Raw genomic sequence first — 17253 nt, 5'->3', positions numbered from 1 at the left:
AACCTTTGCTAATATCGTGGTTACAGTGCCGTTATCATCACATTGTCAAGACGAAAAACAGCCCCTTCTCCAGTTCCCCAAGCAGGGAAAATCATTAATACATCTATCTGACTAATATCCAAACCCGCATCAAATAATGTTTGCAGTGGGAATGTGTAGGTTTGCCATTCACCCGTAGTCGGTGCTTTTCCTTCTGCGCTGCCTGTTAAAGGAAGCTCTGCAAAAGTATCGGCTTTATTTGACTCGATTTTAAACATCCAAACACTTGCCGCATCGTTTGGTGGTGTAACAACTTTAACATCAAATTTCACCACACCGTTGGCTAAGATACCTGAGGCATCTACAAAAACGCCATCTTCAGCATCAAGCCCAACAACCGTTGGTTGTGAACCAATAACATATTCAGCCGTTACGCCATGAGCGGTATCATCGTTTTCAAGTGTAGGTGTTGTACCACCACAACAATCCCACATTGACCAACCTGTAGCAGGTGCATCAGCAAATAAAACATCATTGTTAACAGATGTTGCTGTTGGGTCATAAATTTTAACGTTATCTAAACGGTAAATGGCACCTTCGCCAGCACCCCATGCAGGGAATACCATTAAGACATCAATCGCACTGACATCTAAACCAGCATTCGCTAAATCAGATAAGTTAAAAGTATAGGTTTGCCATTGTTCTAGAGCCGGTGAAACACCTTCAACAGAGTCAGTTAAGGTAAGTTCTGCAAAAGTAGCATTATTGTCTGCTTCAACTTTGAACATCCAAGCCGCATCACCAGGCATAGCCGTTACTTTCATTTCAAATTGAATTACACCGTTAGAAAGAATCGCAGAGGCATCAAATGGCGCAGGTGAATCTGTGTTATCAGCTCTAGATATAAAGCCCATTACCGTTGGCTCACCACCGATAGAAAATTCAGCTACGTTACCGTGAGCATCATCATCTAACTCAACCGTTGGCATAGAACCACCACAACAATCCCACATTGGCCAGCTTGGATTTTCGTCATCGGTAAAGACCACTAGTTCAGGCGCTCCGCCGACGTCACCTTCAATCGCGATATTAGTAATTAAGTATTCAGCGCCTTCGCCTGTTTGCCAAGCTGGAAATATCATCACCACATCAATTGCACTAAGATCTAGACCTGCGTCTTGTAAAACTGATAATGGGAATGTATAAGTTTGCCATTGACCCACAACAGGATCTGCACCTTCATTACTGGTGTTAAGCGCGACATCGCCAGTATTAGGTCCGCCGTCACCGGCTTCAACTTTTAATAACCAAGTAGTCGCAGAAGATGGTGGGGTAACCACTTTCATTTCAAATGACAAAGTACCATTTAAATCAACCAATGGTGATGCATCAAATGGGCTAGACTCACCAGAAAAATCATCTCCAAAATGTCCGCCTCGCGTTGAAAAACCTAATACGGTGCCATTGTTATCATTAATATTAAATTGAACAGCATCGCCTTTATCGGCATCAGCGATAATTGCAGGTGAAGTACCACCACAACAATCCCAAGCAATCCAGTTAGCATTTAAAGTTCCGTTAAAGATATCTAGGTTTTTAGCAACACCATCACTTGGAGGCAATGGAACTGGTGCTTTACCTTCAATAAGACCATCTTCTAAGCTATCGTAACCGGGTCTTACTGTTTCACAGCCTTTACCGGTATCAATATTTTGCTGACACTGGAAAACACGTACATAGTCAATTTCAAATTTGTTATCTGCACCAAAAGCTGTGGCATCAACACCTAAGTCATTAACATTTTCAGGCCAAGTGCCACCAACAGCAAAGTTAAGTATTAAATAAAATTCTTTGTCATAAGGAGCTTTGCTCCAATAGGTTTTTAATTCACCCGATAACTGGTCGTAGTATTCAGTAAACCAACCTCGATGTGCTAGGCCTACCGCTTCATCTTTAGAGTTGTAGCGAATTTTGGATTGTCGCTGTGTTGCATATAAATGGTCATCCATGTACCAGCGAATTTCACCTTCTTGCCACTCAATGGCGTAAGTGTGAAAATCATCAGCTGGGTTAGCACCACTCGCTAGGCTATAAGCTTGTCCTGATTGAGAATTGTTAGGCCAACTTTTACCATAGTGAAGTGTTCCGTAAACATGGTTTTCTGCGGTACCGTCTTCTCTCGCTACACCCAAGTTAACTGATTCAAAGATATCAATTTCACCCGAACGTGGCCATTCGCCATACTCTTCATCGGTAGGCATCATCCAAAATGCTGGCCAGCTACCTTGTCCTGAAGGCGCTTTAGCGCGCATTTCCATGCGTCCATATTTAAAATCGGCTTTGTAACGCGTCATCATGCGTGCTGATGTGTAAGGTAAAGCGGAGCCCTCGGCTGCGGGTAAGGCTACAATGTTTAATATACCGTCTTGTATATATGAGTTTTCAGCGCTGTCGGTGTAACATTGTTTCTCTTGGTTACCACCACCGTCACAGTTGACTTCATGCGTCCAGTTTTGACTGTTTATTGTGCTTGCATCAAACTCATCATTCCACACCATTTTCCAATCAGAGACAGGTTGTTGTGGATCAATAATATCTGCTTTAGTTTCGGTGGCTGCACCACCACAGCCAGCAAGTCCTAACGTGACCGTTAGCCCTATTAATGCGGCCAAGCCTTGTGTTTTAAATTTAACACTGCTTTTAGTTTTCATGTCTTCTCCCCTAGAGATATCCAAATCAAATATTTATAATCATTTTTATAATGTCTATACGCTACTTTTATCTACAAAGCTCACGTGAATACAAATACAATCGTAAACAAAATATTGTTATTAACTGCCTATCTTTTAGCACAACGATTTACTAATTAGCATTTAAATACGGTCAGATGGGATAGTGCAAAGTTGAAATGGACAAAACAGGGTCGAACGGCTTTTTTTGATGACTTTTTGGCTTTTGTAATTACCGCTTTACTTGGGTTTTGTATTAAGAGGCTAATACAACTTTAAAGCAGGATGAGTCATCATCTATATAATATGATGAAGACTAAGCTCACTGCTCTCTTTACCTATTAGCTTTTTAATAGTTAACACCAACAAACACCCCGTTAATAAGTGTGAAACCTTAGTATCTTGACATCACACTAATAAATACTCTGCATTATCTTAAGGGGTAATTGCCCGATAAGATCGCCCGTCACCTGTAAAACACCGCTAACAATTAGCGGATAAAAGCTATTATTTATCTCATTACATTAATTGATTCGTACACTTTAAAGTCAGATCGCTCACTAAAAAATCAATTTCGGTACAAAATTTAATAAAAACCCACTTGACCATGAAATTAGGGACGACTCACCGTTTCCTGATTGTTTGTATCACTTTTTACTGTAGTTTATTTTTGGCTTTTCTACGATTAATCTCAGTTAAATTTAACTAGAAATGCATCATAAAATAATAAAAGAAGAACAAGTTTGGCAATTTAATTAGCCAAGTAAGTACCTTCAACTAAGCAGCACGGCACTATATACAAACCAAAGTATAATGACACAAGCTTGGTTTTATATTGCAAATTCTGCAAATAATCAAATGACAATTGAACAGTTTATAGGGGATCTAAATGACTAATATAAAAAATAAAAAAAGCTTCAACAAAAACATAATCGTCCTAAGCCTAGGTTTAGCTTTATCTGCATGTGGGGGAAGTTCAAGCGATGACAAAGTTGCTGACGTTATAGAAGTTAACTCCGCACCAACTATTAGCAGCACAGCCGTCACAACAATTGAATCAGGTTCCACTTACAGCTACTCACTAGTCGCTGCCGATGCCGATGGTGACACTTTAACAATGTCAGCCACAAATCTACCCGCTTGGCTAACGTTTGATAGTGCAACCGGAAGCTTAACGGGTACGCCAGCAGATAGTGATGTCGGAGATACAGCAATTACTTTAACCGTAAGTGATGGCACTGATGAAATTACTCAATCGTTTACTGTTTCCGTTACTGTTGCAGCACAAGCTAACAATGCTGCTGTTATTACAAGTACTGGCGTTACAAGTGCTACTGTTGGTGAGTCATACTCCTACACACTTATGGCAACCGATGCTGACAGCGATACATTGACAATGTCAACGACCGTCCCAGGCGCGCTTTCTTGGTTAACGTTTGATGACAGTACAGGCATATTGTCAGGCATACCTGCATCGGGTGATGTTGCTGCTACAGAGATCACCTTAACAGTGAATGATGGCACTGTAGATACAATGCAAACCTTTACCATTACCGTTGCTGACGCTGCAGTTGAAAACACACGTAATATGGTTGCTTTTGAAGGTGCTGCAGAGACCTATGCTTTCAATAATTTTGATGGCGGCATGTCAACTGTGATGACTAATCCACAAGCAATGGGCATAAATACCAGCAACCAAGTCGTAGAAATGAAAAAATTGGCTGGACAACCTTGGGGAGGCAGTACATTAACTTTACCTACTGCATTAACCTTGGCTGCGGAAGATAACACCTTCACAATGAAAGTTTGGTCGGCGCGTGCAGTACCTGTGTTATTTAAACTTGAAGGCATTAATAAAGAAATATCAATGGATCATGCCGGCACTGGCTGGGAAAATCTTAGTTACGATTTTGCAGATGATGTAACCGGCGCTTTAGACAGCGTTACGGTAATATTTGATTTAGGCACTATGGGTGACGCAGAAGGAAACGCGGCAGATTGGACCTTTTATTATGACGAAATAACAACACCTGCAACCGCTGAAGAAGAAGTCGTAGGTGATGGCTCTACAAGTACCACTGATTTTGAAGCCGCCCCACAAAGTTACACCTTTAATGATTTTGATGGAGGAGCAGCTGTTGTGCTAGCCAACCCAGATGCAACGGGTATTAATACCAGCGCTCAAGTGGGTCAAATGACTAAATCTGCGGGTCAAACTTGGGGTGGCTCAACCATGACATTGACTACACCGGCGGCAATTCCAGCTAATAGCATGATTACCATGAAAGTTTGGGCTTCTCGTGCTGTACCTGTATTAGTTAAATTTGACGATATGGATGCAGAAAGAACAGCAAACCATACCGGTTCAGGATGGGAAGAGTTGAACTTTGATTTTACTGGCGCAACCAGTACAAGTGAAACCAGACTGACACTAATTTTTGATAATGGCGTGATGGGCGATTCCGCGAGCGATGCCGCTAACTGGACTTTCTACTTTGATGATTTTACCACCCCAGCTGCTGAAGAAGTCTCTGAAGGTAACTTTGTTGCTGTAGGAACTCCATATGACTTTGAAGCCACAGGTTTAGGCAGTGATTTTGTTTGGGCGGTATTTGAAAATGATGATAACCCTGCACTCGAATTTGTTGCTAACCCTGCTTCATCGACAGTGAATGACTCAGCAACAGTTGCTATGTTTACCGCTAGAATGACAGGTCAGCCATGGGCTGGTACTGAAACAACGGCGGCCAATACCACACCCTTTACGATGGACGCAACCAATAGCATTGTTAAAATAATGGTTTATAAGTCTGTTATCAGTGATGTGGCATTAAAGTTCTCTGTAGGCGCTGCGGCAAAAGCAGAAATCAAGGTTCCTAATACTAAAATCAATGAATGGGAAGAGCTTACTTTTGACTTTTCTAGCCGTATTGGTATGGCTGAAACCATTAATATTGACTCGGTGATAGTTTTCCCTGAATTTACTGACGGCAGAGCTGCCGATACCGTAAGCTATTTTGATAATATTACTTTCGGTCATAATAAATAGTGTTGATTAAAAATAAAACTTAGCTTGTATTTTAATTAGCTAAGTTTTACATTAATTTTTAGTAAAATAAAAAGGGTTCTGGTTTACGTTACTAAGCCCTTTTATCTCATTTTAATAGACTTATTTGAATAAGCGGAGAGGTTTTATGAAAATATCAAAAATGTTACTCAAGAGTGAACTCGTGTTGAATATAGGATTTGGCTTAAACGTATTGTTAATTGGCAAAGTAACCCTATATTTTATTGGCTAAACAAAGCACTAAAGGTCGTACATAATGGACAAAACCTTTAGTAACTTTTGATTAAATAGCGTAAACAGCCTATCTCTATTATTGTTTTATCTGATAACCACTTTTAAATATCCAAGTAACCGCTAATAAACAAAAAGCTAAAAAGCCACTCATCACAAAAAAGCTTGTTAGTAAACTTACGTCAGCCACTTCATAAAAACTCCATCGAAAGCCACTAATCAAATAAAAAACCGGGTTAAATTGCGTTACGGTTTGCCAAAACGGCGGCAACATACTGACAGAATAAAAAGTACCTCCTAAGAAAACCAAAGGCGTAATAACAATAAGTGGGATCACTTGTAGTTTCTCAAAATTATCTGCCCAGATGCCAATAATAAAACCAAATAAACTAAAGGTTATAGCGGTCATCACTAAAAAGAACAACATCCAAAATGGATGGGCTATTTCCAGAGGCACAAAGAAATGCGCTGTTGCGAGAATAATCAATGCTAGCAAAATGGATTTTGTCGCTGCCGCACCGACATAACCGAGCAGCACCTCAAAGGAAGATACCGGCGCAGAAAGTAGTTCATAAATAGTGCCGGTAAATTTAGGAAAATAAATACCAAATGAGGCGTTGGAAATACTTTGTGTTAATAACGAGAGCATAATTAATCCAGGTACAATAAAAGCACCGTAGCTCACACCATCTATTTCAGTAATTCGAGAGCCAATGGCAGAACCAAAAACAACAAAATAAAGTGACGTCGAAATCACTGGAGAAATAATACTTTGAAAAATAGTACGTTTAGTCCTGGCCATTTCAAACTTGTAAATAGCCGCAACAGCATAACGATTCATGTTTTTTCCCTTACTAATGAAACAAATATATCTTCTAACGAACTTTGATCTGTTTTAATATCTTTAAAAGCAATACCTGCTAATGACAATTGTTGAAGCAAAGCAGATATTCCTGTGTGTTCATTGGTGGTGTCATAACTATAAATTAATTGCATCCCTTGATTTTGTAGCTGCAAATTAAAGTCAGTCAATTGCGCAGGCATTTCACTTAATGGTTCTTTTAAATCGAGGATCAATTGCTTTTTACCCAATTGGTTCATTAACGCTATTTTATCTTCCACTAAAATGAGTTGGCCATTTTTAATCACACCAATACGGTCGGCTATTTCCTCAGCCTCTTCAATATAATGTGTCGTTAAAATAATGGTGACACCGTCGTTGCGTAATTCTCTAACCAGTTGCCACATATCTTTGCGCAGCTCTACATCAACACCTGCGGTTGGTTCATCTAAAAACAAAATAGCAGGTTCATGAGAGAGCGCTTTAGCTATCATCACTCGTCGTTTCATACCACCGGATAACTCAATCATCTTGTTATCTTTTTTATCCCATAGTGATAATGATTTTAGCGTTTTTTCTATAAAAGCTGGATTCGGTTTTTTGCCAAATAAACCTCGACTAAATGAAACTGTTGTCCATACAGTTTCAAAGGCGTCAGTGGTTAACTCTTGTGGAACTAAGCCAATAAGACTTCGTGTATGTCGGTAACCGGTAACGATATCTTTACCGTCAACGGTGATTTGCCCAGAAGTGGCATCAACAATGCCACAAATAGCGCTGATCAGTGTAGTTTTACCTGCGCCGTTTGGTCCTAGCAAGGCAAAGATTTCAGCAGGCTTTATTGATAAATTAATATTATTAAGTGCTTGAAAACCACCCGCATATACTTTGTTAACATCTGTGATTTGAATAATGGGTTGCAAGGTTATTTCTCATCAGTATTTGAATACTACTAAGGTATACGAGATACCCTATTGATGGCTAGGAAAATCAATAAATTAGTTGCCCTGTTTTTGTATTAGCTGTATTTAGGTCTTATTTGGCATAGCTAATTTCAATCGTTTTTTAGATGCTACCCTAAAACGGGTTAAATAAAGTAAAATTTATCATCATTGATTAACGTATCTGTAATCTTTATTTTATGCACTATACGGGTATAGAAAAAAAAACAAGTAACTGTCTTGGTTTCTTGAACATCGCAATAAACGGGTTTCACCCGTGATAAAGTGTCCGCCATTGATTACAATAATTTGAACAGGACTATTACCCTTTGCCTGTTCTAAACCCGCAGAATAAGTAGCTAAACAAACCGTTATCGAAGAAAAGGAACCTGTCTTTGAGACCTATAATGCAGAAGAGTTCTTTAGAAAAACCTCAGTCTCTTGCTTCTCAATTAATCCTGATGCCTGTGCAATTTTGATCAGTAATGATAAAACTGGTATTTTTAATGCCTAATATAAGCCACTTAATAGCTCAACCCCAATACAATTAACTCAGTGTACAGTTGTCTCTGTTTTTGGAGTAAGTTGGTTTCCTAAAGACGACAGAATTATTTATACCGCAGACAGGTGCGATGACGAATTAGATCACTTATATGTAAGAGAGTTATTAAGCAACATAACCGAATTTATCCCAGATAAAGATTTAAAAGCTTATTTTTTTGTTTAGCATTAAGATAATAAACAGTTTATTGTTGCCTATAATAAAAGGGGCCCTAAGTTTTTTGACGCAGACCGTTATCAAAATGATGATTATTCAACGAAACTTATTTATTAAAATGGTGCCCGCTATTCTGTCGAAAGTATTAGCCCAAAGGATCAATATATTGCTTTAAGCAAAACGAATAGTAAAGCAGACGAATATAAACAGGCTTATGCTTATTATATAAAAGCAAAAACATAAGCACTAAACTACTCTGCACATTGGGACGTTAGTTTCACTTACTTTTCCAAAAATGGCTGTTGTCAAGTCACTGGTGTTAATGCCGATGCACAAACTAAAATAGAAATTATTGATCTAAAGATAAAGCAACCGTTAACACTTCCTAAATCACCCTGTGGCTATTTACGTGACGTCAACTTTTCAGCTGATGCTAGTCTCGTTATTCTTTATATTAAAGCGGTCTAGTTGCATCAATTAACCCTGTTTTGAATGAGATGTTATTGCCAAAAAAAGCTAATACACCCTTGGGCGTATTAGCGATATAGTTCAAAGAACAAGCTTACTTTAAATCAAAGCGGTCTAGTTGCATCACTTTAACCCAGGCTTTAATAAAGTCATTAATAAACTTTTTGTCAGCATCATCTGAGGCATACACTTCGGCAATGGCTCTTAATTCAGAGCTCGAGCCAAAGATAAGATCAACCGGTGTCGCTTGCCACTTTACCTTGCCTGAAGCGCGGTCAGCACCGATATAAACTCCAGCTGTAGATTCATCTTTAGTCCACACGGTAGACATATCTAATAAATTTACAAAGAAATCATTCGTTAACACACCAGGGGTATTTGTAAACACCCCAAAAGATGAACCGTCATAGTTTGCATCAAGTGCTCGCATACCGCCAACCAATACTGTCATTTCAGGGACATTTAAACCAAGAGAATTGGCTTTATCCACTAACATCTCTGTTGGCGATAGGTAACTTTCATCCGTATAAAAATTACGAAAGCCATCCGCTTTAGGTGCTAAATAATTAAATGATTTAACATCAGTTTGTGCTTGTGTTGCATCAGCACGGCCTGGCATAAAGGGCACAGCTACTGTTGTACCTGCTTTTTTGGCTGCACTTTCAATAGCTGCTGTGCCACCTAATACGATTAAGTCTGCTAGTGATACTTGCCTTATAGCCGATTGCTTATTGTATTTGGCTTGAATAACTTCAAGTGTTGTTAATACTTTATTAAGTTCAGCAGGATTATTAACCGTCCAACTATTTTGTGGCTCTAGTTTAATGCGAGCACCATTAGCACCGCCGCGCATATCCGTAACACGATGACTCGACGCTGAAGCCCAAGCCGTTCTCACTAACTCAGCAGTGGTTAAACCTGACTGTGTTATTTGCTTTTTCAGCTCAGCAATATCTTGCTTGGTAACCATTTGATAGTTGACAGCAGGAATAGGGTCTTGCCATGTTAGTACTTCACTGGGCACTTCACTGCCTACGTATCTTGCACGAGGCCCCATATCACGATGTGTTAATTTAAACCAAGCTCGAGCAAAAGCTTTTTCAAATGCTTCAGGCTCTGCTCTAAAACGTTCAACAATTTTACGAAACTCAGGGTCTTCTTTTAAAGCAATATCAGTAGTAAACATAATGGGTGCATTACGTTTATTAGGGATATGGGCATCAGGTACTAAGTTGACCGCAGCTTTATTTTCAGGTGTCCACTGTTTAGCTCCAGCAGGACTTTTCGTTAGAACCCAAGTGAAGTTCATTAGGTTGTCTAAGTAATTCGTCGACCATTGTGTTGGTGTCGTTGTCCAAGCACCTTCTAAGCCGCTGGTTATGGTATCTGCGCCAACACCGCTGTCACATTTGTTTTTCCAGCCTAAACCCTGTGCTTCAATATCAGCTGCTGCCGGCTCTGCACCAACACAATCACTGGGTTTTTTCGCTCCATGTGCCTTACCAAAAGTATGACCACCAGCACTTAAAGCAACAATTTCTTCATCATTCATCGCCATGCGACCAAATGACATTCTGATGTCTTGAGCAGCTAAGAGTGGATCAGGTTTACCATGAGGGCCTTCTGGATTAACATAAATCAAACCCATTTCTACTGCAGCAAGAGGGCCTTTCAATTTACCCTTTTTATCGCGACGATTATCCGTAAGCATGGTTGTTTCAGATCCCCAATAAACTAAATCAGGTTCCCAGTCATCCGCTCTGCCACCAGCAAAACCAAAGGTTTTAAAGCCCATAGACTCTAGCGCTACATTGCCCGAAAGCACCATTAAATCAGCCCAAGAAATTTTACGACCATATTTTTGTTTAACCGGCCATAATAATCGACGCGCTTTATCTAAGTTAGCATTATCAGGCCAACTATTAAGGGGTTCAAAACGTTGTTGCCCACCTGACGAACCGCCACGCCCGTCATGTACTCTATACACACCAGCACTGTGCCATGCCATGCGGATCATTAATGGGCCGTAATGCCCCCAATCTGCAGGCCACCAAGATTTTGAGTCAGTCAGTGTGGTTTGAATATCTTTTTTAAGTTGGGTTAAATCAAGACTGGCAAATTCTTCAGCATAATTGAATTGTTCGCCGTATGGATTAGATTCAGCGCTATGCTGGCGTAAGGGGCTAAGATTTAACATATCTGGCCACCAAAACTGATTGGTTTTTGCTTCATTGGCCGCGAATGCCGTTGTAGGTATTACCATTGCAGATAAAGCAACAGAGATTGCCGCAGCAATCGGAAGGGTTTTCTTAAACATGTGCAGTCCTTTTTATAATAATGGGTTTATAAAACTTCATCGTTAGCATAAGAAGAATAAGGAGAATTGAATAGTTGATTAAATTGAAGATAATGTTCTATTTTACATAATGAATGGTTTAATATTTTCAATTAAAAATTGTTGAAGGCCCATCACATCTACTTGATGAAAAGGTACGCGGCGGTGAAATTGATGCCGCTATCCTTGCATTACCCTGCCCTACTAACCTATTGAAGGATTTATGAGTTTCAATTTTTGCCAAGAATACTTTTATTGGGGCTGTCATAAGGATGAGTGTCCAAAAAAGTACCGAAAATTACCAGTGCAGCGTTAAAAATTGATAAGCTGATGTTGTTAAAAGCAGGCCATTGCTTAAAAGATCATGCCTTACCAGCTTGCAGCCTTTAAACAAAAAGCAAGACACTGATGTTGATTTGCAAGTCCTCATACTTTGATACCTATGGTTGCAGGAAAACTTGGCACAACACTTGTGCCACAGATAGCCTTAGACCCATTGACCTACAACGAGTCAGCGCTTCGGGCGATTCATTGAAATGAACCCGGGCCAAACCACACCATTGCCCAAGTCATTAGACTGAGCTATGTCAGAATCAATGAATTAACTCTACTTAAAGATATTTTCACCAAACAATTAACTAACAAGTATAGTTAAAGCGAAATGCTGTTTAGTTTCATTAAATTAACAATAATTCGCTTCTGCTGATAACGCCAATATCTTATACTAGGCAGTCATCATTATTGAGACTAAAATGACAAACAAACAACTTTTACCACTACTAATTTTAATGGTTATTTTTAGCCCCTTAGCCATAGATATATTTTTACCCGCTTTACCCATTATGGCTGAAGAGCTTATTGTTCCCATGAAGGAAATTCAATGGAGCATAACGATATTTATTTTAAGCATGGGCTTTGGTCAACTAATAAGTGGCCCACTCGCCGATAGATATGGTCGTCGTCCCGTTGCTATGGCTGGTATAATAATTTATGGCTTGGCTTCTCTTCTATGTGCTTATGCAGATAACTTAACCTTTTTTCTCCTCAGCCGTTTAGTACAAGGCTTTGGTGCTTGCGCCATTGTTGTAGCCGCCTTTGCCAGTGTTCGTGATAAATATAACGCAATAGAAAGTGGCGTGATGTACTCTTATTTGAACAGTGCTATATGTTGTATTCCTGCGCTTGCACCATTGCTGGGAAATGTTTTAACCGAGTATTTTGGCTGGCGAAGTAACTTTCAATTTATGACAGGGTATGCTGTTTTTGCCGGTTTAATTTTGTTTTTTACCCTCAAAGAAACCAGGCCCACGCATACCATCCCCTCTAAAAACCTTATCAGCTTGGGGCATTTTATTACGGTAGCGAAACACCCTGTCTTTCTTTTTAATGCGTTGGTCGTAATGTTATCAATGGCAATTATTATTGCTTATGTAACGAGTTCTCCTGCTTGGTTAATGGTGCGATTGGGGTTAGATCAACAGAGCTTTGTTTATTGGTTTAGTCTCAATGCTGTCATTAATATTGTCGCTTGTTTTTTGGCTCCTCAGGTTTTAGTTAAATTTGGTGCGCGGGTAACCATAGGTTTTGGTATGGTTTTGCTGATTGTCGCCGGATTGTTAATGTTAACGTTATTAACTTGGCAAACGCCTGAAGCTTTTATGTTGCCGATAATGATCAGTTCACTTGGTTTTTCATTACTGATGGGAGCTTGTGCAGGACAAGCTCTAGCACCTTTTGGTGAAAAAGCAGGTTCAGCTTCAGCGCTGCTAGGATTTGTACAAATGAGTGGTTCAGCAGTTATTGTTTATTTATTACAACTATTGCCACTCAATGAAGCGGAGCAATTGGTGTTATTAATGTTGTCAATAATTCCAGTGTATTTCATCTGGAAGTTGCCTCAAGTAAAAGCCCGTATCATGTTAGATAGTTAGCAATTGGTGGTGATATTTGATTTATTACCACGATTGCCACTAAATTGAGATAATGACGATATACGTGACTTAAGACTCTGACACAAAAAGCTTTACTCGCTGACAAGTATTGTATTTTGGGTCAATATCAACATTTCACAGGTTCGATTAATTTTGGCTTTGATAAATATAACTTAAGCTTTTTTCTTATTTTTAACTACTTGCATAACGAACGCTTAATATTTGGGTAGCCAGCGTTTTAACGCCTCTTGTAGCTTGTTAGGGTTCACAGGTTTAGCAATAAAGTCGTCCATTCCTGCGGTTAAGCACTTCTCTCGGTCACCTTGCATTGAATTGGCAGTCATGGCGATTATTGGAATATTGCTATTAAGTACCTTAGATTGAGGAAGACGAATTTTTTTAGTCGCTTCATAGCCATCCATTACTGGCATTTGACAATCCATAAAGACTAAATCAAAAGGGAAGTTTTGTAACGAGTTTAGTGCTTCTTCACCGTTAGCCGCTAGGTCGACTTGCACACCAAATTTTCTCAACAGACCTTGTGCGACCCTTTGATTGATAGCATTATCTTCTACAACAAGAACCCTTGCTTTGAACTGCGGAAGTGCACGAGCGCTAAACGCTGTGATCAAAGGTTGTTGGGCATTAACGCCAGCAATGGTCATTAAGGTATTGTAGAGAATCGACTGATCAACAGGTTTGTTTAGATATCCGTTAAAGCCAGCCGCTTTTAATCTTTCAACATCGCCACGTTGCCCTTGTGAGGTCAACATTAATAAACGAGTCGTTGAAAAAATATCGCTATCGGCTTTAATCTTAGTTGCTAGTTGAAACCCATCCATTTCAGGCATTTGCATATCCAAAATAGCAATATGGTAAGGAGATCCTTGTATTCTAGCTTGGGTGAGTTTTTCTAATGCCTCATCGCCACTATTTACTAGGGTATGCTCGACTTGCCACTTGGTCAGTAATAAACCTAATAAAGTCCGGTTAGTTAAATTATCATCAACCACCAGTATCTTTTGATTCTGTAAATTGTCATAAATTTTCTTGGGTCGCATGTTATCAGCATTAGCAATATTTATACTAAACCAAAAGGTAGAACCTTCTCCATCAACACTTTTCAGGCCTATCTCGCCGCCCATCAATTCAACTAATTGTTTACTGATAGATAGCCCCAATCCGGTGCCACCATATTTACGGGTTGTTGAACCATCGGCCTGGCTAAAACGTTCAAATAACTTGTTTTGATCCGCTAACGTTAGACCAATGCCGGTATCAGATACCTCAAAGAGTAATTTAGTGTGCTGCTTGGTCTGCTCTTGAACTTTGCAATAGACTGAAACCTCGCCTTGCTCTGTAAACTTTATCGCATTACCGATAAGATTATTGAGTATTTGACGAATACGCCCAGAGTCTGCAATAAATGACTGAGCGGGTAAAATATTAGCCGGACAAATTAGCTCTAAACCCTTGTTATGCGCTTGAAAAGCGAGACTAGTAGCAAGGTCATGGAGCAATACTTCTAAATCAAATTCAAGTGGTTCAAGCGCTAACATGCCCGCTTCAACTTTTGAATAATCAAGAATATCGTTAATAATACACAGTAATGACTCGGCACTATTTTTTACTGTTTTCGCAAAATTGTGTTGTTCTGGATTTAGAGCCGTATCAAGTAAAAGGTTAGTCATGCCGATGACGCCATTCATCGGTGTACGGATTTCATGACTCATGTTAGCTAAAAAAGCGGTTTTTGATTCATTAGCAACATCCGCTTGTTTTTTGGCTTCAGCTAAGCGAATAATCGTTTCTTTTTGATGGCTAATATCAGTACTGATATAAGTATAACCACTGAGTAATTTATTTTTATCGTAAAGTGGTACAATCGTAGTGTCTACCCAATAGCATTGCCCCTCTTTAGCTTTAATACGCACCTCATTATGCCAATATTTCCCCTTAGAGATCGCCGCAAAAATCTTATGCCAATAATATTTTGACTGGTTATTAGCATTGAGAATACTATGATTTTTACCGATGAGTTCTTTGCGGTTATAGCCAATAATGGCGCAAAACTTATCATTGGCGTAGCTAATAATACCGTTAATATCGATTACAAGGACCAACGAATGTTCATCCATCGCTTGTTTTTGTGCAGCCAAATCTTGTTGGGCGGTAATGCGTTTTTCTTCATTGATCACTCGTGCATCAATTTCTATTTTGAGTTTTTTATTCATACGAAAAAACACTAAAATAATCAAAATGAGCAATGAGACTATCGGTAATGCCCAGAAGAGAATAGTTGATAATTCAGTACCCGATTGAACGTGTACCGATAACCAATTATTTGCGATAGCAGAACGTTTTTTTTCATTCATCGCAGCAAAGGTTTTATTTAAAATAGGAATAAGAGGTTCAAGCCCTTTTCTTACCGCCATCGATAATTCAAGTGTATAAGGGGTAAAGGAGGTAATAATCAGGTCATTAATTTTATTTTTGTTTATTTCATAATTAATCGCGGCAATAGAATCAACAAAGGCATCAATTTCCCCCGACTGTAATTTTTTAAGTCCGTCTTCAACCGATAAAACATCTACAATTTTAATATTGGGGTGATCTCGACTAATCAATTCATTATAAACATAGCCTTTAATTAAACCTAACTTCCTGCCTTGTAATGACGATAAACTTTCAGCATAGAAAGCGTTTTTCTTACTAACAATGACGAGAGAAATTTCGAAGTAGGGTTCAGTAAAATTTAGATATTCAGCTCTTTCTTTTGTATAAAAAATTGAAGACATGACATCAATTTTGCCAAGTTTAAATTCCTCTAGCGCTTCCCCCCAACTCATACCTACTGTTGGTGTTAAATTTATTTGCAGTTGTTGTTTTGCATACAACATGTAATCAGCTGATATTCCGCTATGTTCACCCAATTCATCATTAAATTCAAAAGGAGGGAATGCAGAGTCTATCCCCAAACTAAAAGAATTATTTTGTGACAGCCATTTGTTTTCGTTTTCTGTTAAACTAGCAACGGTTGATGATTTTTGAAAAAAGGGTTTTAAGGTGGGGAGCCACTGTTTTTCTAATTCAATAATTTTATTAACGGGAATGTTTTCAATACCAGCATTAATTTTAGCTAATAATTCAGGTTGACCTTTTGCTATCACCCCAAAGACATTATTAGAAGCAATAATCTCTTCAGAAATAGTGAATACTCCAGTTAAGCCCTTTTTTGCTATTTGTGCAAAGGCACTAGGTAACTCAGCAACAACAGCCTGAACCTCATTATCTAATAACTCCTCGAGAGCATCATCAAAGCTTTTATGCGTTGATTGCTCAAAGCTAGCAAAGTTTTCCTTAAGGTAGGATTCTTGAAAGCTAAAATATTGACTGGTTATCTTAATATCACTTAATTCTCTTAGCTTAGATTTTTTGTCAATTGAGCGATTATAAATGATACCGGTTTGTACATTATGGATAGGTAAGGAAAAATTAGCCCACTGTTGTCGTTGCTGATTCTTAAAAAGCCCAACATGTAAGGTATTCTTTTGTTCGATCAACGCTATACCTTCTTCAAAGGGCAATAGAACAAAACGAATAGGAGTATTGTTAGTTTTAGACCAGAGCTGCCAAAATTCAACATAAAGCCCACTAGGATTGCCATTGGGGAGCTTAAAGCTAAAGGGTAAGTCTTTTTCAGTTGCAACAACGGTAATAACACCTAACGGCTCATTGTCCAGCTCTTGTGAAACTGATGGAAAACTGTGAATAAATGTGAAAGTTAATAACAGGTAAAAGGTAATTCTTAATTTCATATTATTAATTTTTATTCTTCATAGTCGTTAGTATAAGTTAAGTATTTTCTTAAATATCTTACCGGGGAATTAATAAATCTCAGTCAACTCTATTATCCGTAATATATCCATAATAGAGTTGTGTGTTGAAAACACATTTCATTAACTGATTATTAGAAAGCTTATCGTTATACAAGCCCATTTTATCAACAAAAC

The 17253-nt window shown here is 38.8% G+C and carries 7 protein-coding genes; 2 read left to right on the top strand and 5 right to left on the bottom strand.

Going from position 1 to position 17253, the window contains the following annotated elements; genetic code table 11:
- Positions 1-20: 20 nt before the first annotated feature.
- Positions 21-2690 (bottom strand): glycoside hydrolase family 16 protein, encoded by a 2670-nt coding sequence (locus H4J67_RS03405; protein ID WP_182202878.1) that lies wholly within the window; start codon positions 2688-2690, stop codon positions 21-23.
- Between the two features lie 907 nt (positions 2691-3597).
- Here H4J67_RS03405 and H4J67_RS03400 point away from each other — a divergent pair.
- On the top strand, positions 3598-5757 hold the full coding sequence (locus H4J67_RS03400) for a putative Ig domain-containing protein (protein ID WP_182174464.1): 2160 nt from the start codon (positions 3598-3600) through the stop codon (positions 5755-5757).
- A gap of 328 nt (positions 5758-6085) precedes the next feature.
- On the opposite strand, the gene H4J67_RS03395 is transcribed toward H4J67_RS03400, so the two are convergent.
- From H4J67_RS03395 to katG, 3 genes are all read right to left on the bottom strand, one after another.
- Positions 6086-6847, bottom strand: a complete 762-nt coding sequence (locus H4J67_RS03395) for an ABC transporter permease (protein WP_070374125.1) — start codon at positions 6845-6847, stop codon at positions 6086-6088.
- On the bottom strand, positions 6844-7770 hold the full coding sequence (locus H4J67_RS03390) for an ABC transporter ATP-binding protein (protein ID WP_182174461.1): 927 nt from the start codon (positions 7768-7770) through the stop codon (positions 6844-6846). The genes H4J67_RS03395 and H4J67_RS03390 overlap by 4 nt, the downstream gene beginning before the upstream one ends.
- A 1298-nt stretch (positions 7771-9068) precedes the next feature.
- Positions 9069-11291: a catalase/peroxidase HPI gene (gene katG / locus H4J67_RS03385; protein ID WP_182174458.1), complete on the bottom strand. Its 2223-nt coding sequence runs from the start codon at positions 11289-11291 to the stop codon at positions 9069-9071.
- A gap of 770 nt (positions 11292-12061) precedes the next feature.
- Between katG and H4J67_RS03380 the strand changes: the two genes are divergently transcribed.
- Positions 12062-13240: a multidrug effflux MFS transporter gene (locus H4J67_RS03380; RefSeq protein ID WP_182174455.1), complete on the top strand. Its 1179-nt coding sequence runs from the start codon at positions 12062-12064 to the stop codon at positions 13238-13240.
- A 215-nt stretch (positions 13241-13455) separates the two neighbouring features.
- Here H4J67_RS03380 and H4J67_RS03375 read toward each other — a convergent pair whose 3' ends face one another.
- Positions 13456-17058 (bottom strand): response regulator, encoded by a 3603-nt coding sequence (locus tag H4J67_RS03375; protein ID WP_182174452.1) that lies wholly within the window; start codon positions 17056-17058, stop codon positions 13456-13458.
- Positions 17059-17253: the final 195 nt, after the last annotated feature.

The organism is Colwellia sp. BRX10-4 (assembly GCF_014077465.1).
Lineage (GTDB): Bacteria > Pseudomonadota > Gammaproteobacteria > Enterobacterales > Alteromonadaceae > Colwellia_A.
This window is presented reverse-complemented; position numbering and strand designations above follow the sequence as displayed.

Bases quoted from the DNA above. Each gene is read 5' to 3' on its own strand.
- H4J67_RS03405 (WP_182202878.1), bottom strand. From the start codon at position 2,690: ATGAAAACTAAAAGCAGTGTTAAATTTAAAACACAAGGCTTGGCCGCA.
- H4J67_RS03400 (WP_182174464.1), top strand. From the start codon at position 3,598: ATGACTAATATAAAAAATAAAAAAAGCTTCAACAAAAACATAATCGTC.
- H4J67_RS03395 (WP_070374125.1), bottom strand. From the start codon at position 6,847: ATGAATCGTTATGCTGTTGCGGCTATTTACAAGTTTGAAATGGCCAGG.
- katG (WP_182174458.1), bottom strand. From the start codon at position 11,291: ATGTTTAAGAAAACCCTTCCGATTGCTGCGGCAATCTCTGTTGCTTTA.
- H4J67_RS03380 (WP_182174455.1), top strand. From the start codon at position 12,062: ATGACAAACAAACAACTTTTACCACTACTAATTTTAATGGTTATTTTT.
- H4J67_RS03375 (WP_182174452.1), bottom strand. From the start codon at position 17,058: ATGAAATTAAGAATTACCTTTTACCTGTTATTAACTTTCACATTTATT.